This window comes from Staphylococcus sp. HMSC067F07 (genome assembly GCF_001837405.1).
Lineage (GTDB): Bacteria > Bacillota > Bacilli > Staphylococcales > Staphylococcaceae > Staphylococcus > Staphylococcus capitis.
In genome coordinates this window covers 97,299-120,808 of sequence record NZ_KV832237.1, presented here as the reverse complement: position 1 = coordinate 120,808, position 23,510 = coordinate 97,299, and the positions used below count along the sequence as shown (strand labels likewise).

The following is a 23,510-nucleotide window of genomic DNA, read 5'->3' as shown; positions in this document are numbered from 1 at the left end:
AAATGAAACCATTAAATTTGAAGTTAAACAATTTTGGACCCTTTCTTAATGAGACAATAAATTTTAGTCAAATTGAAAATAATGAACTCTTTCTAATAAGTGGTAAAACCGGGTCTGGTAAAACAATGATTTTTGATGCTATTGTGTATTCATTATTTGGAGAAGCTTCAACTAAAAATAGAAAAGAGGGTGACTTAAGAAGTCATTTTGCTAGTGGTAAAGAACCTATGAGTGTGACATATGAATTTAAACTAAATAATCAAATATTTAAAATTCACAGGGAAGCTCCTTTTATTAAAGAAGGCAATACTACTAAAACCCAAGCAAAACTTGATATTTATGAGTTAATTGATGATGTTTATGAACTAAGGGAAAGTAGAGTCAATGCGGGTAACCAATTTATCACTCAAATTATGGGCGTGAATGCTGAACAATTTAGACAATTATTCATTTTGCCTCAAGGTGAATTTAAAAAGTTCCTACAATCAAATAGTAAAGAAAAACAATCTATTTTAAGAACGTTATTTAATAGTGAAAGATTTGAAGAAATACAAAAGTATTTAATAGAAAGCGTTAAAAATGAAAAATTACAAATAGAAAATAGATATAATGAAATAGATTACTTATGGAATGAACTTGCTACGTTTGAAGACGATTATTTACTTAAAATAAAAAATATAGAGAGCTCGCAAACCGAGAAAATTTTAGAACGTTTACCAAAATTTATAAATCACGGTAAAAAAATATTATCTAACTATAAAAAGCGAAAAGATATGTTGGACCACGAAGTTGAAAAAGTTACTAATGAATATACATTTAGTAAAGAGTTGAACCAAAATATAAACTCTCTAGAAGAGAAAAAGAAATCATTCGAACTCCTCAAACAAAATCAAGATAGTATTGATCATCTTAAGGTTGAACTAAAGAAAATAAGGGAATCTAATGTTTTGATTAATTATTTCAAAAGGCAAAAAGTTGTTAATAAAGAGATTGAGGAATTAGAGACTGAAATCACTAAATCAAAATCTAAAGAAGAAGAATACGAAACTCAAATTAATAATGTAGAAAAAACTCTTAAATCTTTAGAATCAGAAGCACCAGAAGTTAACAAAGCTAACAAATATCTTGAACAAACTTATAATTTTTACAATAATCTTGATGATTATATTAAAGTCTTTGAGCAAAAGCCTATTTATCATGAGGAATTAAATAAGTTAGAAAAAAAGTATTCCGATTCAAAAGAGCAAAAAGAAAATCTTCTGAATCAAGCTAAAGGAAAATCAAGAAATTATGAAATAGTTGATCAATATATAGATGAGATAAATAAAATCAAAACTTTAATCGATGATACTGAAAGGTATTTGAAAAGTGAAGAACAAGTTCGGAAAATTAAACAAGAACAATCTGAAAATGTAAGACAAATTAAAGATTTAAAAGACAAATATGCAAACTTAGAGCATATTATTTCACAGGTTGATGCAACTAATATTGATTTAAACAATAAGGAGACATTTGTTAAAGAAATTCAAACGGCTCTTTCAATTGGAGATACATGTCCAGTTTGTGGTAATGAGATTCATTCACTTGGAGAACATATTAATTTTGATTTGATTGCTCAAAATAAAAAGCATTTAAAAGAGCTTGAGGATAGTAAAATCTCCATCAATGAGAATATCATTAGGTTAGAAAGTAAAAATGAAGAATTGACTAAACGAGAAGAGGACATCAATTTTAAAGATCAAGAAATTCAAGATTTAGATGAACTTAAATCGAAGTTAGAAGAGATAGAGAACGCTAAAAGGCTTCAACAAAAAGAAAATAAATTTTTAGAGTCAATTAATGAAGAAGAGAAGAATTTAAATCAAAATCTTCATACATTTGAGCTAGACCTAAATAATAAAAAAGCGCAACTTGAACAAATAGATATTAAATTAAATGATTTTAAGAGAAATACACAGTTTGAATCATGTACATCATTTAAGCAGTACTACGAGAATAAAAAGCAAGAGACTCAAACTTTTAATGAGCGTAAAGAAACTATAAAAGACCAACTAAATGAACTTAAGAATAACTTAAATATAGAGTCAACTAATGTTAAGCATTACAATCAAAATTTAGAAGCTAGAGTTGAAGAAGAAAATCAGCTTACTATTAACATTAAAGATGAGATGAACCGAAATGGTTTCGAAACTTATGAAGAAATTGAAGAAGCAATAAGTTTAAGTGAAAATAAAAGTAATATTGAAGAAAAAATTAATGACTATAACAAACAGTATCAAACCTATGAGATTGAGATTAGCCAATTGGAAAAACTTGTTGACGGTAGAGAACTTACTAATTTAGAAGATATTGAAACGCATCTAAAAACAAAAAAACAAGCATTAGAGCAAATTAATTCAGAAGTTGCAACAATAGCATATATGCAAGAAGCAAATATAAAAAATATTGATAAAATTGAAGACTTAATCAATACATTAAATGAAGAATTAAAAGAGCATAAAGAGATATTTTTACTAACGGAAATTCTCTCAGGCAAAAATAGTCATAAACTAACACTAGAGAATTATGTGCTCATTTATTACTTAGAAAAAATTATCTTTAAAGCTAATCAACGTCTATTAACAATGAGTGGAAATAGGTATCAATTGATAAGAAGAGAAGCTATTTCTCAGGGCTTCAGTGGTCTTGAAATAGATGTATTTGATTTTCATTCTAATAAGTCTAGACATATTAGTTCTCTTTCTGGAGGGGAAACATTCCAAGCTTCTCTTGCATTAGCATTAGGTTTAAGTGAGATTGTTCAACAAGAATCTGGTGGCATTAATTTAGAATCAATGTTTGTTGATGAGGGATTTGGTACGTTGGATCAAGAAACATTAGAAACTGCCCTTGATACTCTAATTAACTTGAAATCTTCCGGTAGAATGGTGGGAATTATTTCACATGTAAGTGAACTAAAACAGAGAATACCACTTATTTTAGAGGTATCTACTAACCAGTATCAAAGCCAAACTAGATTTAAAAGAAATTAGTAATATACAAAACAGCCGTTATGAGATAATCATAACGGCTGTTTTTATAATATTATTAATTTTTCTCTCTAAGTAAATCTCTAATTTCAGTTAATAAAACTGTATTTTCTTCAACTTCTTCCTCTTCTTCTTCTTTTTTCATAATAGTGTTAGCTATTCTAACGAAGATGAAAAGGGCAAAAGCAACAATTATAAAATCAATAATAGATTGTATGAAAAGACCATACTTTATTCCCCAGAAAGACCAATCTTTAGCAAAATCAACTGAACCGAAAATTTTGCCAATCAATGGCATAATGATGAATTGAACTAATGATGTAACGATTTTATTAAACGCCGCGCCCATTACTACAGCGATAGCTAAATCTAATACATTTCCTTTGAGAGCAAAGTCTTTAAATTCTTTTAACATATACTTAATTCCTTTCTAATTAAAATATAAAATCAATTATACAACATATAAATATTTTAGCAAATACTATATTTAAGTAAATTTGATTATGAAAAAGACGTTTGTTATGCTAAAGAGGTGCATTAGTAAAATTAAATTTTTTAAGATAAAAAAAGAATTTTTTAATTTTACTACTTTGAAAATTTAATATTCGGATGAAGGGAGTAATTAATTATGAATTCTTCTTCTCAAGAGAAGAGAAACAAGAAGTTTTCATCAGTGTTTATCTATAGTTCAATCATTGTTGCAATTGTAGTAATCATTGGTGCCATTTGGCCTGATAAGTTCGACTACATTACTAACAATGCTAAAATGTGGATTACTGATAAACTTGGATGGTATTACTTAATTTTAACTACTATTATTGTTTTCTTCTGTATCTTCCTAATTTTCAGTCCAATTGGGAAACTCAAACTAGGTAAACCTAATGACAAACCAGAATTTAATACTATTTCTTGGTTTGCAATGTTATTTAGTGCAGGTATGGGTATTGGATTAGTGTTCTATGGTGCAGCAGAGCCAATGGCTGACTTTGCCGCTCCACCTACAGCAGATCCTAAAACTACAGAAGCTTATACAGAAGCTCTGAGATCAACATTCTTCCACTGGGGATTCCATGCTTGGGCTATCTATGGTGTAGTAGCATTAGCTCTTGCTTATGCGCAATTCCGTAAAGGAGAGCCAGGTTTAATTTCAAGAACATTAAGACCTATTTTAGGTAATAAAGTTGAGGGACCTATAGGAACTTTAATTGATGTTCTTTCAGTATTTGCTACATTAGTAGGTGTAGCAGTTTCACTAGGTATGGGAGCCTTACAAATTAATGGTGGTTTAAACTATTTATTTAATGTTCCTAACAATACATTTGTACAAGGGATTATTATCGTAATTGTTACAATCTTGTTCATTGCAAGTGCATGGTCAGGTTTAAGTAAAGGTATTCAATATTTAAGTAACTTAAACATTAGCTTAGGTGCTATTTTAATGATTATCACTTTAATCATTGGCCCTACAGTTCTAATTTTAAACATGATGACTAGTTCAACTGGTAGCTTATTAAATACTTTCTTATTTAATAGCTTTGATACAGCTGCGCTTAATGGACAAAAACGAGATTGGATGTCAACTTGGACACTATACTATTGGGGTTGGTGGTTAAGTTGGAGCCCATTCGTAGGTGTATTCATTGCCCGCGTTTCAAAAGGTCGTTCAATTCGTGAATTTATTTCAGGTGTTTTACTTGTACCAGCACTTGTAAGTTTCGTTTGGTTCAGTGTATTTGGTGTGCTTGGTATTGAAACAGGTAAAAAACATCCTGAACTATTCAAAATGTCACCTGAAACACAATTATTCGGTGTATTCAATCACATACCTATGGGTATAGTATTATCAATTATTGCATTATTATTAATCGCATCATTCTTTATTACATCTGCAGACTCAGCAACTTTCGTATTAGGTATGCAAACAACATTTGGTTCACTTAACCCAAGTATTATGGTTAAAGTGACATGGGGAGTTGCTCAAGCACTTATTGCATTTGTTCTATTATTAGCAGGTGGCGGTGATGGTTCTAAAGCCTTAAACGCTATTCAAAGTGCCGCAATTATTAGTGCCTTCCCATTCTCGTTTGTCGTCATAATGATGATGATTAGTTTCTATAAAGATGCAAACCAAGAACGTAAATTCTTAGGATTAACATTAACTCCTAACAAACATCGTTTACAAGACTATGTGAGATATCAACAAGAAGATTATGAATCAGATATTCTTGAAAAAAGAGAATCTAGAAGAAATAAAGAAAAAGAAGAATAATTCGTAATTAACTTTAAAGCCTATAAGTGTGAATTGACTTTCATACTTATAGGTTTTTTTATTAATAAATTTAAATGGGATTGATAACCATTCTCAATTAATAATATTTACTTATTGCACCATAAGCTAATGATAACTTTTTCTTATATAACCTGATTAAAAATGCGAAATGAAAATAAAGCGTTTTCTAATGGTACACAGTTGTTTTGATAAACATATAATAATACAATTTAATTAACGGCATATAAATATATAGAAATATCAAGGGGGATAACAAATGGCTTCTAATATTAAAGAACAAGCAAAGAAACAATTCCAATTAAATGGCCAATCATACACTTACTATGATCTGAAGACATTAGAAGAACAAGGTTTAACTAAAATTTCTAAATTACCTTACTCAATTCGTGTTTTACTAGAGTCTGTATTACGACAAGAAGATGATTTTGTAATTACTGATGATCACATTAAAGCGTTAAGTGAATTTGGTAAAGATGGTAATGAAGGTGAAGTACCATTCAAACCGTCACGAGTTATTTTACAAGACTTCACAGGTGTACCTGCAGTCGTAGACTTAGCATCATTACGTAAAGCAATGAATGATGTAGGCGGAGACATCAATAAAATCAACCCTGAAGTGCCAGTTGATTTAGTCATTGACCACTCAGTTCAAGTAGATAGCTATGCGAATCCTGATGCATTAGAACGAAATATGAAATTAGAATTTGAACGTAACTATGAACGTTACCAATTCTTAAACTGGGCTACTAAAGCTTTTGACAACTATAACGCTGTACCTCCAGCAACTGGTATCGTACACCAAGTTAACTTAGAGTACTTAGCAAATGTTGTACATGTACGCGACGTTGATGGTGAACAAACTGCTTTCCCAGACACTTTAGTAGGTACCGACTCTCACACTACAATGATTAATGGTATTGGTGTATTAGGTTGGGGTGTAGGTGGTATCGAAGCTGAAGCTGGAATGTTAGGTCAACCATCTTATTTCCCAATTCCAGAAGTTATCGGTGTTCGTTTAACTAACTCATTACCTCAAGGTTCAACAGCAACTGACCTCGCTTTACGTGTAACTGAAGAATTACGTAAAAAAGGTGTTGTTGGTAAATTCGTAGAATTCTTTGGTCCAGGTGTTCAACACTTACCTTTAGCTGACCGTGCTACAATCGCGAATATGGCTCCAGAATATGGTGCAACTTGTGGTTTCTTCCCTGTTGATGAAGAATCACTTAAATACATGAAATTAACTGGACGTAAAGATGATCATATTGCACTTGTAAAAGAATACTTACAACAAAACAATATGTTCTTCGACGTTGAAAAAGAAGATCCAGAATATACTGATGTTATTGACTTAGATTTATCTACAGTTGAAGCTTCATTATCTGGTCCAAAACGTCCTCAAGACTTAATTTTCTTAAGTGATATGAAAACTGAATTTGAAAAATCAGTTACAGCACCAGCTGGTAACCAAGGCCACGGTCTTGATAAGAGCGAATTTGATAAAAAAGCTGAAATTAAGTTTAATGATGGCTCTACATCAACTATGAAAACTGGTGACATTGCTATCGCTGCGATTACATCTTGTACTAACACATCTAACCCTTACGTTATGTTAGGTGCAGGTTTAGTTGCTAAGAAAGCGGTTGAAAAAGGACTTAAAGTTCCTGAGTTTGTTAAAACTTCATTAGCTCCGGGTTCTAAAGTTGTAACAGGTTATTTAAGAGACTCTGGATTGCAAGAATACTTAGATGACTTAGGATTTAACTTAGTAGGTTACGGTTGTACAACTTGTATCGGTAACTCTGGTCCATTATTACCTGAAATTGAAAAAGCAGTTGCTGATGAAGATTTATTAGTTACTTCAGTTCTATCTGGTAACCGTAACTTTGAAGGTCGTATTCATCCATTAGTTAAAGCTAACTACTTAGCTTCACCACAATTAGTTGTTGCTTATGCATTAGCTGGTACTGTAGATATTGATTTACAAAATGAACCAATCGGAAAAGGTAAAGATGGTGAAGATGTATACCTACAAGATATTTGGCCTTCAATTAAAGAAGTTTCAGATACTGTTGATAGTGTTGTTACACCAGAATTATTCTTAGAAGAATATAAAAATGTTTACAACAATAATGAAATGTGGAATGAAATCGATGTTACTGATGAACCTTTATATGATTTCGATCCAAACTCAACATATATTCAAAACCCAACATTCTTCCAAGGTTTATCTAAAAAGCCTGGAACTATTGAACCACTTAAAGATTTACGCGTAATGGGTAAATTCGGTGATTCAGTAACAACTGACCATATCTCTCCAGCAGGTGCTATTGGTAAAGATACACCAGCAGGTAAATATTTATTAGATCATAATGTTCCAATCCGTGACTTTAACTCTTATGGATCTCGTCGTGGTAACCATGAAGTAATGGTACGTGGTACATTTGCTAATATTCGTATTAAAAACCAATTAGCTCCAGGAACTGAAGGTGGCTTCACTACTTATTGGCCAACTGAAGAAATCATGCCAATTTATGATGCTGCTATGAAATATAAAGAAGATGGCACAGGATTAGCTGTTTTAGCTGGTAATGACTATGGTATGGGATCATCTCGTGACTGGGCAGCAAAAGGTACAAACTTATTAGGAGTTAAAACTGTTATCGCTCAAAGTTATGAACGTATTCACCGCTCTAACTTAGTAATGATGGGTGTACTACCATTACAATTCCAACAAGGTGATTCTGCAGAGTCATTAGGTTTAGATGGTAAAGAAGAAATCTCAGTTGAAATTTCTGAAGATGTTCAACCACATGATTTAGTTAAAGTTAAAGCTAAAAAAGAAAATGGCGAAGTAGTAGAATTTGAAGTAATTGTACGTTTCGACTCATTAGTTGAATTAGATTACTATCGTCATGGTGGTATCTTACAAATGGTATTAAGAAATAAATTAGCTCAATAATCATTTAATGCTAACTAGCGTTAAAGTTAAATTAAGTTAAACAATTGCCGTGCTAACATTTGTGTTGGCACGGCTTCTTTGTGTTATCCTTAAGTTAAAAACAGAAATGATGAGTTGAAAGAAGGACTAAAGTTTATGATTTATAGTTTGACAGAAATAGAAGCAAGATATCAGGAAACGGATAAAATGGGAGTTATATATCATGGGAATTATGCCACATGGTTTGAAGTCGCGCGTACGGATTACATAAGAAAACTTGGTTTTAGTTATGCTGATATGGAGAAGACAGGTATTATATCACCAGTTACTGATTTAAATATTAAATATAAGAAGTCAATTTTTTATCCTGAAAAAGTAACTATCAAAACTTGGGTTGAGAAATACTCAAGATTGCGTTCTTTATATTGTTATGAGGTTTATAACGAAAAAGGAGAATTAGCTACAACTGGTTCAACAGAATTAATATGTATGAAAGCTGATAACTTTCGACCTATACGTTTAGATCGTTACTTCCCTGATTGGCATGCTACTTATAGCAGAGTTGCTGAACTGAATAAAGAAGGAAAAGAAGCTGAAGTAACAGACGGCATTAATAACCTATAAATGACTTAAAATAACCCGCTTCTGACTCAGTCAAAAGCGGGTTATTTTATTTTTTAGTATATGAGATTTCATCTTCATGATCGACGACATCTACTAGTATTACATCATCTTTGAAGTACCATAAATCCTTTTCCGCTACGACAATATTTAAACCATCATAGCTTTGTTCAAAACCTATTTCTACATCATCTCTTCTATCTACACTGAAAGCAGGGCTAAAGCCTTGTTTAAGTTGAAATTCGCCACCATATCTTACATAAAATTGAAGTACTTTATTTTCTTCAGGTAAATCAAGTTCATCTTTGAACCATTCAACTGCCTCTTTAGTTAGCTCGATATCCATTTTTATACCTCCAATTTTAATTAGCATTTATAGTTTATTGCTATGTTAAAGGTATACGCATTATAGCACAATTAATATAACTGCTACATTTATACTGATTCACTTTAATCAGAGTTAATAAATTGATTATAAAAAAACACTAGAAGTCATTAACTTCTAGCGTAAAGAAAAATTTTAAGTTACATCCATTTAATTTTAGGCTCTTCACCTTTGAAAATTCTAACAATGTTAGTTCTATGACGAATGATTAGTATGATTGATACTAGAGCACTCATTCCCAATAATATATAGTCATGAATAATGACCGAGCCTATGACGCAACAAATTGCAGCAATTATACTTGATAAAGAAACATATTTAAATATCTTTAATATTCCAAAGAATATAATTGCTAAAACGAGTAGTAGTAAAGGATTTACGCCTAATACGACACCTGCACTTGTAGCAACTGCCTTCCCACCATTAAATTTAAGATAAATAGGATATACATGTCCCAAAATTGCAAATAATCCTACTATCAATCCATTCGTAAAGAATGTACTGATTATGCCATCAGCATGAACAGGGAACCATAACGGGAAAAAGACCGTTATAAATCCTTTGAAGATATCTAAAAATGTAACTACGAAACCAGCTGGCCTCCCTAAAACACGAAAGCTATTTGTTGCTCCAGTATTGCCACTGCCATACTGTCTAATATCTTTTTTAAAAAATAATTTACCAATGACTAATCCACTTGGAAATGCGCCAATAAGATAACTTAAAACTAACATGACGACAATCATCATAAAAACTTACACATCCTTTAGTGACTTAGCTTCATTCTACCATATTCATATTCGATTAGAACATTCATAATTCAAATTATTGGAATAAAGCAATCAAAACAATTTGATTGTATAAATGATACTTGCAATTTAAGTCAATTTATATAAGAATAACTATTGTATAGTTTTAAAAACGAACGTACGTTTGTAGGAGGGCGAAATCATTGGCAGTGAATAAACAAAATACTTATTCAGATGATTCTATTCAGGTACTTGAAGGCCTTGAAGCTGTTAGAAAAAGACCTGGGATGTACATAGGGTCAACTGATAAACGCGGATTACATCATCTCGTATATGAAGTTGTCGATAACTCCGTCGATGAAGTTTTAAACGGTTATGGTGATGAAATCACTGTAACAATTAATCAAGATGACAGTATTTCAATTGAAGATAACGGTCGAGGTATGCCAACGGGTATCCATGCGTCTGGTAAACCAACTGTTGAAGTAATTTTCACAGTATTACATGCCGGTGGGAAATTTGGCCAAGGTGGTTATAAAACTTCTGGAGGACTTCATGGTGTTGGTGCATCTGTAGTTAATGCATTAAGTGAATGGTTAGAAGTTGAGATACATAGAGATGGTAATATTTACACTCAAAGTTTTAAAGACGGTGGTATACCAGCAACAGGACTTAATAAAAAAGGGAAAACTAAAAAGACAGGTACTAAAGTTACATTTAAACCTGACCCTGAAATTTTTAAGGCCACAACGTCCTTTAACTTTGATGTTTTAAGTGAACGCTTACAAGAATCGGCTTTCTTATTGAAGAATTTAAAAATTACGCTTAATGATTTGCGTAGTGGTAAAGAGCGTGAAGAAGTTTACCATTATGAAGAAGGTATTAAAGAATTTGTAAGCTATGTTAACGAAGGTAAGGAAGTACTTCATGATGTTACTACATTTTCAGGGTTAGCGAATAATATCGAAGTTGAAGTGGCTTTCCAATATAATGATCAATATTCTGAAAGTATTTTAAGTTTTGTAAATAACGTTCGTACTAAAGATGGCGGTACACACGAAGTAGGTTTTAAAACTGCTATGACTCGTGTGTTTAACGATTATGCGCGTAGAATTAATGAATTAAAAGATAAAGACAAAAATTTAGATGGTAATGATATTAGAGAAGGACTCACTGCAATTATTTCTGTACGTATCCCAGAGGAGTTACTTCAATTTGAAGGGCAAACTAAATCTAAACTAGGTACTTCTGAAGCGAGAAGTGCTGTTGATTCAGTAGTTTCTGAAAAGTTGCCTTTCTATTTAGAAGAAAAAGGCCAATTATCTAAATCTTTAGTTAAAAAAGCAATTAAAGCTCAACAAGCTCGTGAAGCAGCACGCAAAGCTCGTGAAGATGCGCGCTCTGGTAAAAAGAATAAACGTAAAGATACTTTGTTATCAGGTAAATTAACTCCTGCACAAAGTAAAAATACAGATAAAAATGAACTATATCTTGTGGAGGGTGACTCAGCAGGTGGATCTGCCAAACTAGGTCGTGATCGTAAATTCCAAGCAATCTTACCACTTCGAGGTAAAGTTATTAATACTGAAAAAGCACGACTAGAAGATATCTTCAAAAATGAGGAAATTAACACAATTATTCACACTATTGGAGCAGGTGTTGGTAACGACTTCAAAATAGAAGATAGTAACTATAATCGTGTGATTATAATGACCGATGCCGATACTGATGGTGCGCACATTCAAGTATTATTATTAACGTTCTTCTTTAAATATATGAAACCATTAGTACAAGCTGGTCGTGTCTTTATAGCATTACCTCCCCTCTATAAATTAGAAAAAGGCAAAGGTAAAACTAAGAAAGTTGAATATGCATGGACAGATGATGAATTAGAAAAATTACAAAAGCAACTTGGTAAAGGATTTACGTTACAACGTTATAAAGGTTTAGGTGAAATGAATCCTGAGCAATTATGGGAGACAACGATGAATCCTGAGACTCGTACATTAATTCGTGTTCAAGTTGAAGATGAAGTACGTTCTTCTAAACGTGTAACTACACTAATGGGTGATAAAGTTGCACCACGTCGTGAATGGATCGAAAGCCATGTTGAATTTGGTATGCAAGAAGATCAAAGCATTTTAGATAATAAAGAAGTTCAAGTTCTTGAAAACGAAGAATATATTGAGGAGGAAACGAATTGAGTGAGATAATTCAAGACCTATCCCTTGAAGATGTTATCGGTGACCGCTTCGGACGTTATAGTAAGTACATTATTCAAGAACGTGCATTACCAGATGTACGTGATGGATTAAAACCAGTACAACGAAGAATTTTATTCGCTATGTATTCAAGCGGTAATACATTTGAAAAGAATTTCCGTAAAAGTGCTAAAACAGTCGGTGACGTTATTGGACAATATCATCCTCATGGTGATTCTTCCGTATATGATGCTATGGTGCGTCTAAGTCAAGATTGGAAACTTCGACACGTACTTATCGAGATGCACGGTAATAATGGTAGTATTGATAATGATCCACCAGCTGCTATGCGTTATACAGAGGCTAAGTTAAGTCAATTGTCTGAAGAGTTATTAAGAGATATAAATAAGGAAACAGTAGCCTTCATACCAAACTATGATGACACTACTTTAGAGCCAATGGTTTTACCGTCAAGATTCCCTAATCTTTTAGTAAATGGTTCTACAGGTATATCTTCAGGATATGCGACTGATATTCCACCACATAACTTAGCAGAAGTTATTCAAGCTACTTTAAAATACATCGATAACCCTGATATTACTGTAAATCAGTTAATGAAACATATTAAAGGACCTGATTTTCCTACTGGGGGAATTATTCAAGGTATCGATGGTATAAAGAAAGCTTACGAAACTGGTAAAGGTAAAATAGTCGTACGTTCAAGAGTGGATGAAGAAGAATTAAGAAGTGGTCGTAAGCAACTTATCATTACAGAAATTCCATATGAAGTGAATAAAAGTAGTTTAGTTAAACGTATTGATGAATTACGAGCTGACAAAAAAGTTGATGGCATCGTGGAAGTACGTGATGAGACAGATAGAACTGGTTTGCGTATCGCAATTGAACTAAAGAAAGATGTTAATAGTGAATCAATTAAGAATTATTTATACAAAAATTCTGATCTTCAAATTTCTTATAATTTTAACATGGTTGCTATTAGCGATGGTCGACCTAAATTAATGGGATTACGTGAAATTATTGAAAGCTATTTAAACCACCAAATTGAAGTCGTAACTAATAGAACACGTTATGATTTAGATCATGCGGAAAAACGTATGCATATTGTTGAAGGTTTAATGAAAGCACTATCTATCTTAGATGAAGTCATAACTTTAATCCGTAATTCAAAAAATAAAAAAGATGCAAAAGATAACTTAGTTGCTGAATTTGATTTCACTGAAGCACAAGCTGAAGCTATTGTAATGTTACAACTGTATAGATTAACAAATACTGATATTGTAGCATTAGAAGAAGAACACGCTGAATTAGAAGCTTTAATTAAAAAATTAAGAAATATTTTAGATGATCATGATGCACTATTAAGTGTGATTAAAGACGAACTTAATGAAATTAAGAAAAAATTTAAAGTGAATCGTTTATCAACAATTGAAGCTGAAATTTCTGAAATAAAAATTGATAAAGAAGTCATGGTTCCTAGTGAGGAAGTGATTTTAAGTGTTTCACATCATGGCTATATCAAACGCACATCTACGCGTAGTTTCAATGCAAGCGGTGTTACTGAAATTGGCTTAAAAGATGGAGATCGTTTATTAAAATATCAAGAAGTGAATACTCAAGATACTGTCTTAGTGTTTACTAATAAAGGGCGCTACCTGTTTATTCCAGTACATAAGTTAGCAGATATACGTTGGAAGGAACTCGGTCAACACGTTTCACAGATTGTTCCTATAGATGAGGATGAACAAGTGGTTGATGTTTATAATGAAAAAGACTTTAACTCTGATGCATTCTATGTCATGGCAACTAAAAACGGTATGATTAAGAAAAGTAGTGTTAGTCAATTTAAAACTACAAGATTCAATAAGCCACTTGTAGGTATGAAAGTAAAAGACCATGATGAAATTGTCAACGTGATACGATTAGAATCTGATCAATTAGTAACAGTACTTACACATAAAGGTATGTCGCTTACTTACTCAACTAGTGAGTTATCTGATACAGGTTTAAGAGCTGCAGGAGTTAAATCAATTAACCTTAAAGATGAAGATTGTGTTGTAATGACAGAGAGCGTTTCTGACTCAGATTCTATCTTAATGATAACGCAACGTGGTGCTATTAAACGTATTAGTTATAAAGTTTTACAAGTCGCTAAACGTGCACAACGTGGTATTACCTTATTGAAAGAACTTAAGAAAAACCCACATCGTATTGTTGATGCTGCAGTGGTTAAAGAAGGACAAGAAACTTATACGGTTTTCTCTAACAATCACGAAGAATCTGGTAATATTAATGAAGTACATCTCTCAGAACAATACACAAATGGTTCATTTATTATAGATGTCGATGATTTTGGTCAAGTAGTAAGCATGACCTTAGAGTAAATTAAGTATATGCAACCATAGCATTAAATGATAAAATAAAGTTTAATAATATTAACTAAAGTAAGCACAAGGGATTTATGTCTATTTAAAAGAATCAAAATGGGACTTAATGATTTAAATTAGTATATTTATTAAGTTTTTAGATTCTAAATGGGAACATAAATCTCTTGATGCGTTAAAGAGAATAAATTTATTAAGATGAGAGGGATTCAATTTGCAAGATTTCGATAATTTGATTCCTGGCTGGTTTAAATCTTTTGTTCAGGTCGGGAATGATTTGATTTGGTCGCAATATCTAATTGGACTTTTATTAACTGCAGGCTTTTTCTTTACTATAAGTTCTAAATTTGTTCAATTAAGAATGTTACCTGAAATGTTCAGAGCGCTCACTGAGAAACCTGAAACGCTAAGTAGTGGTAAAAAAGGTATTTCGCCTTTCCAAGCATTTGCTATTAGTGCTGGATCTCGTGTAGGTACTGGTAATATTGCCGGAGTAGCTACAGCTATTGTATTAGGTGGACCTGGAGCAGTATTTTGGATGTGGATTATAGCTTTTATTGGTGCGGCTAGTGCATTTATGGAAGCAACATTAGCTCAAGTATATAAAGTGCATGATAAAGAAGGTGGTTTCCGTGGGGGACCAGCATACTATATTACTAAGGGTCTCAACCAGAAATGGTTAGGTATCGTATTCGCAACATTAATCACCATCACATTTGCATTTGTATTTAATACTGTTCAATCTAATACAATTGCAGAGTCATTAAACACACAATATCATGTTAGCCCAGTTATAACTGGTATTATATTAGCTGTAATTACTGCAATCATTATTTTTGGTGGCGTAAGAAGCATCGCAACATTATCATCACTTATAGTACCTATTATGGCAATCATATACATAGGAATGGTTTTAGTTATCTTGTTATTAAATATAGATCAAATAGTTCCAATGATTGGTACTATCATTAAAAGTGCTTTCGGTTTACAACAAGTGACTGGTGGCGCTGTTGGTGCAGCGATACTTCAAGGTATTAAACGTGGATTATTCTCAAATGAAGCAGGTATGGGTTCAGCACCTAATGCTGCAGCTACTGCTGCTGTCCCACACCCTGTTAAACAAGGTTTAATACAGTCGCTAGGAGTATTCTTTGATACTATGTTAGTTTGTACAGCAACAGCTATCATGATTCTTCTATACTCTGGATTAAAATTTGGTGAAAGTGCACCTCAAGGTGTAGCTGTAACTCAATCAGCTTTAAATGAACATTTAGGTTCAGCAGGTGGTATTTTCTTAACAGTGGCTATAACTTTATTTGCTTTTTCATCAGTTGTAGGTAACTATTATTACGGACAATCAAATATTGAGTTCTTATCTAAAAACAAAGCCATTTTGTTTGTATTTAGATGTTTAGTAGTTGTGTTAGTATTCATTGGAGCAGTTGCAAAAACTGAAACAGTTTGGAGTACTGCAGACTTATTTATGGGCCTAATGGCCATAGTTAATATTATATCTATTATAGGATTGTCCAATATCGCTTTTGCTGTAATGAAAGATTATCAACAGCAACGTAAAGAAGGTAAGAAACCTGTATTTAAACCTGAAAATCTAGAAATTAATTTATTTGGTATTGAATCTTGGGGATCTCAAGCTAAAATACCACGTAATGATAAATAATTTAGTTAGAGTAACGACTTGACGCATGATTGCCTCTCAAGTCGTCTTTTTTTAAATTACATGATTTATATTCGTTAGTATGAATGTAAATATCAACACTTTAGTAACTCGCTTTTCATTTTTAAAAAATAGAATTATAATCTTACTAATGATAAGAGAAAGGTGATTATAATGGGGAATTACGAAATAACGAAAACACTAAATAACAACGTCCTCATATGTAAAAGTAATAATCATGAAGTTGTGTTAATTGGCAAGGGTATTGGTTTCAATAAAAAAGTGGGAATGATGCTTGATGAGAATGCTTCAATTGAGAAAGTATATAAATTAGAACAGCAACAGCAGAAAGAACATTATAAAACGTTGGTCGAGATGGGGGAAGACCATGTTGTCCAAGCTGTTATCGAATCGGTCAATATGATTTCTGAGGCCTCGCTTCAAACTGATGATAAAAGCTTAGTTGTTGCTCTTACAGATCATATTATCTTTGCATATAAAAGACTTAAACAGAATCAAGTTATTTCTAACCCATTTGCAATAGAGACGCAACATCTTTACAGTGATGCATATCAAATTGCTAAGCGTGTCATTGATAAATTGAATCAGACGTTAGATGTTCGATTCCCTGAAGATGAAATTGGTTTTATAGCTTTACATATTGCTTCTAATTCTGAAGATTTATCAATACATGATATATCAGTTATCAATAAATTAATTAATAAAAGTATGACGATTATTGAAACAGATCTTAATCATGAAATTGATAAAACAACAACGCAATACCAACGTTTTATTAGGCATATACAGTTTTTAATTTATAGGTTAACTAAAGGGGAAAATGTGGATGCGCAAGACAATTTTATTTTAATGGTTAAAAATCTTTATCCACAATGTTTTAATACTGCTTATAAAATTTTAAAAATGATACAACGTCAGTTTGATGTGATTATCAATGAGTCCGAAATTGTATATCTTGCGATACATATACACCATTTTGAAGCTCAAATTAAAATCGAATAATATGTAACGTTTATTATTCGATTGTGTTTGGGTAAAAATGATTAACTTTATTCATTTTGTGTTATCATAAATATTGTATTTTTAAATATTTTGTTTATGAGTCTAAATTATTTTAAATCATAATTTTATTTGATTTATAAATGTGAGGTATGGTGATCTTGATGTCAAACGAAAATAAATCTAGTGAAAAGAAAAACCATATATTTAGTTTTTCTGAAACAAGATTTATGAGATTTTTAGGTGGCAATGATCTTATATATGGTTTAGTTGCACTTGTTTTATTAGGTATTGTAATCTTTATTTTCGATAAAGTTTCCTATGTATTTGAACCATTTATTATTATATTTAATACAATTGCTGCACCTATTATTGTTTCATTAATCTTATTTTATCTATTTAATCCATTAGTTAACTTAATGGAGCGTTATCGAATTCCAAGACTGTTAGGTATTACGATTATTTATGTGGCAGTTGTGGGAATCATTACATTAATTGTTAATTTACTTATTCCTATCATTGGTTCACAAATTGAAGGATTAATTAAAAACTCTCCGCATTATTTAAATAAAATTACTCAATCAATTGAGAAGATAACTACTAACTCTTTCCTATCTAGTTATATGAGTCAAGTTAATGACTGGTTAGAATCAGCTCAGAAAAAAATTCCTTCAATGTTATCAGAGTACTTTGATGGATTTGGGCCTAAGCTTGCATCTTTCGCTGAAGCCGTTTCAAATGTTGGTGTTGTCATAGTAACGACGCCATTCATATTATTCTTTATGCTAAAAGATGGCCATCGTTTTAAAGATTATACAACAAAAATTATGCCACCTAAATTTAGAAAGGATTTTCATGATTTACTTGAAAAAATGAGTGTTCAAGTAGGTTCTTACATTCAAGGTCAAATCATCGTTTCTTTCTGTATAGGTGTATTACTATTAATTGGATATTCAATTATCGGTCTTAAATATCCTTTAGTATTAGCGAGTATTGCAGCAGTTACAAGTGTTGTTCCATACTTAGGACCAACGATTGCAATTTCACCAGCTATTGTAATTGCGATTATCACATCACCTTGGATGTTACTTAAATTAGTTATCGTTTGGACACTTGTTCAGTTCTTTGAAGGGCACTTTATTTCTCCAAACGTTATGGGTAAAACACTCAAAATACATCCATTAACAATTATCTTCATTTTGCTATGTGCTGGTAATTTAATGAATGTCGTGGGTGTAATTATTGGTATTCCATTATATGCGGTACTTAAAGTACTAGTATCTCATATATTCTTACTATTTAAACGAAGATATAATCGTTACTATGGTGAAGATGCTGGAGATTATAGTATTAAACAAGAAGAAGAAATTACAGATTAATATTTATAGAATCCCCTTGAATAGGGGATTTTTTATGAATAATTTTGTTTTAAGTTAATATTCAATAAATAGCTCTCATTTATGCTTACATTTCCCATAAATGAGAGCTAAAATTATGTGTCTAAGTCAGAGAAATAATTTTAGCATTACAATAATGTTAGGTACTTATCTATCAATATATATTCTATAAAACCTTTCTTTATGATATATTTTTGTCATGTAATAGATTTAAATTAGAATTGAAGTGAAAAAATGACGCAAGAAGTGAAAAGTAAATTATTATCTATTTTGAAATTTATCTTTGCCACAGCGTTATTTATTTTTGTCATTTTCACATTGTATCGTGAATTAGCTCATATTAATTTTAAAGACACTTTGATGCAATTTGGCAAAATAAATAGATTGTGGCTTGTTTTATTATTTGCAGGTGGGGGAGCATCGCTCATTCTTTTGTCACTATATGACATTATTTTAGTGAAATCGTTAAAGCTTAACATGTCAGTGACTAAAGTATTAAGAGTTAGTTATATTATCAATGCTCTCAATGCTATCGTAGGTTTTGGTGGCTTTATCGGTGCAGGAGTCAGAGCCTTCGTTTATAAAAACTATACAGATGATATTAAGAAACTCGTACATTATATTTCGATTATCTTGATTTCAATGCTCACTGGACTTAGTCTCTTGTCCATATTAGTTGTTCTACACGTTTTTAACGCTTCTCATATGATGGATAAAATTACATGGGTACGCTGGATTTTATATGTTGTAGCACTATTTTTACCTGTATTTATCATTTATACTATCGCTAAACCAGCGGATAAATCTAATCGTTATATGGGTGTGTATTGTACACTTGTATCTTGTATCGAGTGGATGGCAGCAGCTACTGTTCTTTACTTTGCTGCACTTATCGTAGGTATTCATGTATCATTTATGACATTTATCGGCATCTTCGTGATCGCGGCGTTATCAGGATTAGTTAGTTTTATTCCTGGTGGTTTTGGTGCCTTCGATTTAGTTGTTTTACTAGGACTTAAATCTTTAGATGTTTCAGAAGAAAAAATATTATTAGCATTACTTCTATATCGATTTGCATATTATTTTGTTCCAGTCATTATTGCACTTATACTATCTACATTTGAGTTTGGAACAACTGCTAAAAAATATCTTGAAGGTTCGAAATATTATGTTCCTGCTAAGGACTTTACGTCATTCTTGATGTCCTATCAAAAAGCCATTTTAGCTAAAATACCTTCATTTTCACTCGCAATATTAATATTTTTAACTAGCATCATTTTCTTCATTAATAATTTAACGATTGTTTATGATGGACTATATGATGGAAATCACTTTGCTTATTATTTAACTTTATCTATCCATACGAGTGCTTGTTTATTATTAATTTTGAATGTGAGAGGTATTTTTAAACAGAGTCGTCGTGCGATTATTTATGCGATGATTTCTATTATTTTAATTGCGGGAGCTACAATTTATACTTACGCATCTTTCTTATTGTTAACTTGGCTTGTAGTCATGTTTATTTTATTAGTTTTAGCTTATCGTCGTGCTCAAGTGCTTAAGCGTCCGTTCCGTTTTAGAAAATTAGTTCTCATGCTTATACTCAGCGTGATTGTTTTATATCTAAATCATATTTTAATTGCGGAAACATTATACGCATTAGATATTTATCACATTGAAGTAGATACATCATTATTAAGATATTACTTCTGGGTTACTATTTTAATTGTGATTATTCTGGTTGGTCTCATTGCATGGTTATTTGATTACAAATTTGACCGTCCTCATCAAATTACAGATTTATCAATATGTGAAGCTATTATTCATGAATATGGTGGTAATTACTTGAGCCATCTTGTTTATAGTGGTGATAAAGATTGTTTTATCCATGAAAATGAAAAATCATTCCTCATGTATCGTTATAAATCTAATGCCTTAGTTGTATTAGGAGATCCTATAGGCGATGCAAATACGTTTGAATCATTGTTAGAATCATTTTATCAATATGCAGAATATAGAGGTTACGACATTATTTTCTATCAAGTTAGTGATAATTATATGCCTTTATATCATCATTTCGGGAATCAATTTTTCAAACTAGGTGAGGAAGCTATTATTGATTTAACATCATTCACTACCTCAGGTAAAAAGCGTCGTGGCTTTAGAGCTACACTCAATAAATTTAATGATTTAAATATTTCTTTTGAAATTATTGAACCACCATTTTCACAAGATTTCTTTAACGAACTCAAATATGTTAGTGATAGATGGTTAGATGGTAGAAATGAAATGCACTTCTCTGTAGGTCAATTTACACAACCATATCTTTCTAAAGCGCCTATAGGTGTAATGAGAGATGAACATGGTAAGATGATTGCATTCTGTAGTTTAATGCCTACGCACTTTAACGATGCAATTTCTGTCGATTTAATTCGATGGTTACCAGAGCTCGATCTACCTTTAATGGATGGACTGTATTTACACATGTTGTTATGGGGTCAGGAAAAAGAATATAAAGCCTTTAACATGGGAATGGCCACCCTCTCTAATGTTGGTACTTTACATTACTCTTATTTAAGAGAACGTTTAGCAGGGCGAGTCTTTGAACATTTTAATGGATTATATCGTTTCCAAGGTTTAAGACGTTATAAAGAAAAGTATAGTCCTAACTGGGAACCAAGATTTTTAGTTTATCGTAAAGATAGCTCTCTATGGGAAAGTATGTTGAAAGTGATGAGAGTCATTCGACATAAATAAAAATAATAGCGATAGTACTGAATTGTAACATTCAGCACTATCGCTATTTTTTGTCCATTATTTATAATAATTCGCTCTATCTTGTTGTTCTTTAGCGTAACGTTCGGGATTCTTTTTATAGAAATCTTGATGGTATTCTTCAGCTTCAAAGAAAGTTGAAGCGGGTAAGACTTTTGTAGCTATTGCTTTGTCTGCATTTAAAGTATCTTGAAGTGCTTCGATATATGATTCGGCAGATTTCTTTTGATCTTCATTAGAGTAAAAAATGGCTGTTTGATATTGGGAACCTCTATCTTGAAACTGTCCATCTTCATCTAGTGGGTCGATTACTGAAAAAAATATTTCCAATAGTTTATGATATGAAAAAAGTGCTACATCATATTCAATTTTTACTGTTTCATAATGACCAGTGTTACCACTTTTAACATCTTCATACGTTGGATTCTCTGTATGTCCACCCATGTAACCAGAAGTTACTTTTTCGATACCGTCAAATGTATCAAAAGGTTTGGTCATACACCAAAAACAACCACCGGCAAAGTATGCCGTATTAATATTCATTCATGACATCCTTTCATTGGACCTTAGTACCATTTATTAAAAAAACTCTTGCAATTTGAATACTTTTTATATAACGTTAATACATATTAATTATAGTATATAGATATGTAATTTTGAAGATATAAGGTAGGTAAATATGACAGAACAGAAGGAACATAGAGAAACAGAGTATCGACGTCACACTGGCACAACATCGACACCTTCTAGGCGACGAAATAAAAAAAGACTACGCAAATTACCTTTTATCATTTTAATCATTCTCATCATTCTTATTTCAATAATTGTCTATATCACTCATCAATATAATAGTGGTATGAAGTATGCGAAAGAGCATGCTAAAGATGTAAAGATGCATCAATTTAATGGAGCCGTTAAAAATGATGGCAAAATATCTGTATTAGTACTTGGAGCAGATAAAGCTCAAAGCGGTAAATCTCGTACAGACTCAATTATGGTTGTACAATACGACTATATTAATAAAAAAATGAAAATGATGTCTGTAATGAGAGATATTTACGCAGATATCCCTGGTTATGATAAATACAAAATTAATGCAGCTTATTCACTTGGTGGACCTGAGTTACTAAGAAAGACACTTAATAAAAATTTAGGTATCAATCCTGAATATTATGCGGTAGTAGATTTCACTGGATTTGAGAAAATGGTTGATGAACTTGAACCTAATGGTGTACCTATAGACGTAGAGAAGGACATGTCTGAAAATATAGGTGTTTCATTGAAAAAAGGTCATCATAGATTAAATGGTAAAGAGCTATTAGGTTATGCGAGATTCCGTCACGATGCTGAAGGAGATTTCGGGCGTGTTCGCCGTCAACAACAAGTTATGCAAACTTTAAAACAAGAGTTAGTAAATTTTAATACCGTTGCAAAACTTCCGAAAGTTGCAGGTATTTTAAGAGGATACGTTAATACTGATATGCCTAATTCAGCTATTTTCCAAACTGGATTAAGCTTTGGTATTCGTGGTGATAAAGATGTTAAATCACTAACTGTACCTGTTAAAAACACGTATCAAGATATTAATACTAATAATGATGGTAGTGCGCTTCAAATTGATAAAGAAAAAAATAAAAAAGCAATTCAAGACTTTTTCGATGATTAAAACTAAGATGATTAGAAAAAATAAGTGATAAAATAATTGAATCCCTGAGATGATAGCTTCTATGGTAAATAGCTTTCATTTCAGGGATTTTGCGTTTTATTGATCTGATTTTCTTACTCCACCAACGGCGTAATGGCTCTTTTTCATTTCTTCGATTACGACGTGGATGGCCTCTTTGTTTGCTCCAGTAGTTTTTTCTACTGCATTTGTAACCTCATTCACTAAATCTTTTAATTGATCATCTGTACGTCCTTCTAATAACTTTACATTTACGATTGGCATATCATGCATCCTCCTTAATTAATTAGAAATGTCTTCTTTAGTATATCACGAAATTAACGATAGAGATTCAAATTAAA

16 protein-coding genes are annotated in these 23,510 nt (G+C 31.8%); 11 read left to right on the top strand and 5 right to left on the bottom strand.

What is annotated here, in order from left to right; translation table 11 throughout:
- The first annotated feature begins 2 nt into the window (after positions 1 to 2).
- On the top strand, positions 3 to 3,032 hold the full coding sequence (gene sbcC / locus HMPREF2706_RS07540; RefSeq protein ID WP_070597794.1) for an exonuclease subunit SbcC: 3,030 nt from the start codon (positions 3 to 5) through the stop codon (positions 3,030 to 3,032).
- A 55-nt stretch (positions 3,033 to 3,087) separates the two neighbouring features.
- On the opposite strand, the gene mscL is transcribed toward sbcC, so the two are convergent.
- Positions 3,088 to 3,444, bottom strand: coding sequence for a large conductance mechanosensitive channel protein MscL (gene mscL, locus HMPREF2706_RS07535; RefSeq protein WP_070862299.1), 357 nt, complete (start codon positions 3,442 to 3,444; stop codon positions 3,088 to 3,090).
- A 213-nt stretch (positions 3,445 to 3,657) separates the two neighbouring features.
- On the opposite strand from mscL, the gene HMPREF2706_RS07530 reads away from it, so the two are divergent.
- From HMPREF2706_RS07530 to menI, 3 genes are all read left to right on the top strand, one after another.
- The gene (locus HMPREF2706_RS07530) at positions 3,658 to 5,298 is read left to right on the top strand and encodes a BCCT family transporter (protein WP_049428592.1); all 1,641 of its coding nucleotides are present in this window, start codon (positions 3,658 to 3,660) and stop codon (positions 5,296 to 5,298) included.
- Positions 5,299 to 5,575: 277 nt separating this feature from the next.
- Positions 5,576 to 8,281, top strand: a complete 2,706-nt coding sequence (gene acnA, locus HMPREF2706_RS07525; protein ID WP_049428594.1) for an aconitate hydratase AcnA — start codon at positions 5,576 to 5,578, stop codon at positions 8,279 to 8,281.
- A 135-nt stretch (positions 8,282 to 8,416) separates the two neighbouring features.
- Positions 8,417 to 8,884, top strand: a complete 468-nt coding sequence (gene menI, locus HMPREF2706_RS07520; protein WP_002433572.1) for a 1,4-dihydroxy-2-naphthoyl-CoA hydrolase MenI — start codon at positions 8,417 to 8,419, stop codon at positions 8,882 to 8,884.
- 46 nt (positions 8,885 to 8,930) lie between these two features.
- On the opposite strand, the gene HMPREF2706_RS07515 is transcribed toward menI, so the two are convergent.
- Both HMPREF2706_RS07515 and plsY read right to left on the bottom strand, forming a co-directional pair.
- Positions 8,931 to 9,227 carry a HesB/YadR/YfhF family protein gene (locus HMPREF2706_RS07515; protein WP_002433639.1) on the bottom strand — a complete coding sequence of 99 codons (297 nt, stop codon included), beginning with the start codon at positions 9,225 to 9,227 and terminating at the stop codon, positions 8,931 to 8,933.
- Between the two features lie 179 nt (positions 9,228 to 9,406).
- The gene (plsY, locus tag HMPREF2706_RS07510) at positions 9,407 to 10,015 is read right to left on the bottom strand and encodes a glycerol-3-phosphate 1-O-acyltransferase PlsY (RefSeq protein ID WP_002433567.1); all 609 of its coding nucleotides are present in this window, start codon (positions 10,013 to 10,015) and stop codon (positions 9,407 to 9,409) included.
- 209 nt (positions 10,016 to 10,224) lie between these two features.
- On the opposite strand from plsY, the gene parE reads away from it, so the two are divergent.
- The 6 genes from parE (at position 10,225) to mprF (ending at position 21,467) form a co-directional block, all read left to right on the top strand.
- A complete protein-coding gene (parE, locus tag HMPREF2706_RS07505; protein WP_161799207.1) occupies positions 10,225 to 12,219 on the top strand; it encodes a DNA topoisomerase IV subunit B in 1,995 nt (664 codons plus the stop codon).
- Positions 12,216 to 14,618 (top strand): DNA topoisomerase IV subunit A, encoded by a 2,403-nt coding sequence (gene parC, locus HMPREF2706_RS07500; RefSeq protein ID WP_049428596.1) that lies wholly within the window; start codon positions 12,216 to 12,218, stop codon positions 14,616 to 14,618. The genes parE and parC overlap by 4 nt, the downstream gene beginning before the upstream one ends.
- A gap of 214 nt (positions 14,619 to 14,832) precedes the next feature.
- Positions 14,833 to 16,296 (top strand): glutamine transporter AlsT, encoded by a 1,464-nt coding sequence (locus HMPREF2706_RS07495; RefSeq protein WP_023350321.1) that lies wholly within the window; start codon positions 14,833 to 14,835, stop codon positions 16,294 to 16,296.
- Between the two features lie 171 nt (positions 16,297 to 16,467).
- A complete protein-coding gene (glcT, locus tag HMPREF2706_RS07490; RefSeq protein WP_030062728.1) occupies positions 16,468 to 17,316 on the top strand; it encodes a glucose PTS transporter transcription antiterminator GlcT in 849 nt (282 codons plus the stop codon).
- A gap of 161 nt (positions 17,317 to 17,477) precedes the next feature.
- Complete coding sequence (locus HMPREF2706_RS07485) at positions 17,478 to 18,692, top strand: AI-2E family transporter (protein WP_030062727.1); 1,215 nt, start codon at positions 17,478 to 17,480, stop codon at positions 18,690 to 18,692.
- A 252-nt stretch (positions 18,693 to 18,944) separates the two neighbouring features.
- Positions 18,945 to 21,467: a bifunctional lysylphosphatidylglycerol flippase/synthetase MprF gene (mprF, locus tag HMPREF2706_RS07480; RefSeq protein WP_070862298.1), complete on the top strand. Its 2,523-nt coding sequence runs from the start codon at positions 18,945 to 18,947 to the stop codon at positions 21,465 to 21,467.
- 57 nt (positions 21,468 to 21,524) lie between these two features.
- On the opposite strand, the gene msrA is transcribed toward mprF, so the two are convergent.
- On the bottom strand, positions 21,525 to 22,028 hold the full coding sequence (msrA, locus tag HMPREF2706_RS07475; RefSeq protein ID WP_023350318.1) for a peptide-methionine (S)-S-oxide reductase MsrA: 504 nt from the start codon (positions 22,026 to 22,028) through the stop codon (positions 21,525 to 21,527).
- Positions 22,029 to 22,164: 136 nt separating this feature from the next.
- On the opposite strand from msrA, the gene HMPREF2706_RS07470 reads away from it, so the two are divergent.
- The gene (locus tag HMPREF2706_RS07470; RefSeq protein ID WP_002433608.1) at positions 22,165 to 23,151 is read left to right on the top strand and encodes an LCP family protein; all 987 of its coding nucleotides are present in this window, start codon (positions 22,165 to 22,167) and stop codon (positions 23,149 to 23,151) included.
- Positions 23,152 to 23,247: 96 nt separating this feature from the next.
- Here HMPREF2706_RS07470 and HMPREF2706_RS07465 read toward each other — a convergent pair whose 3' ends face one another.
- On the bottom strand, positions 23,248 to 23,433 hold the full coding sequence (locus HMPREF2706_RS07465) for a 2-hydroxymuconate tautomerase (protein WP_002433883.1): 186 nt from the start codon (positions 23,431 to 23,433) through the stop codon (positions 23,248 to 23,250).
- Between the last annotated feature and the right edge of the window lie 77 nt (positions 23,434 to 23,510).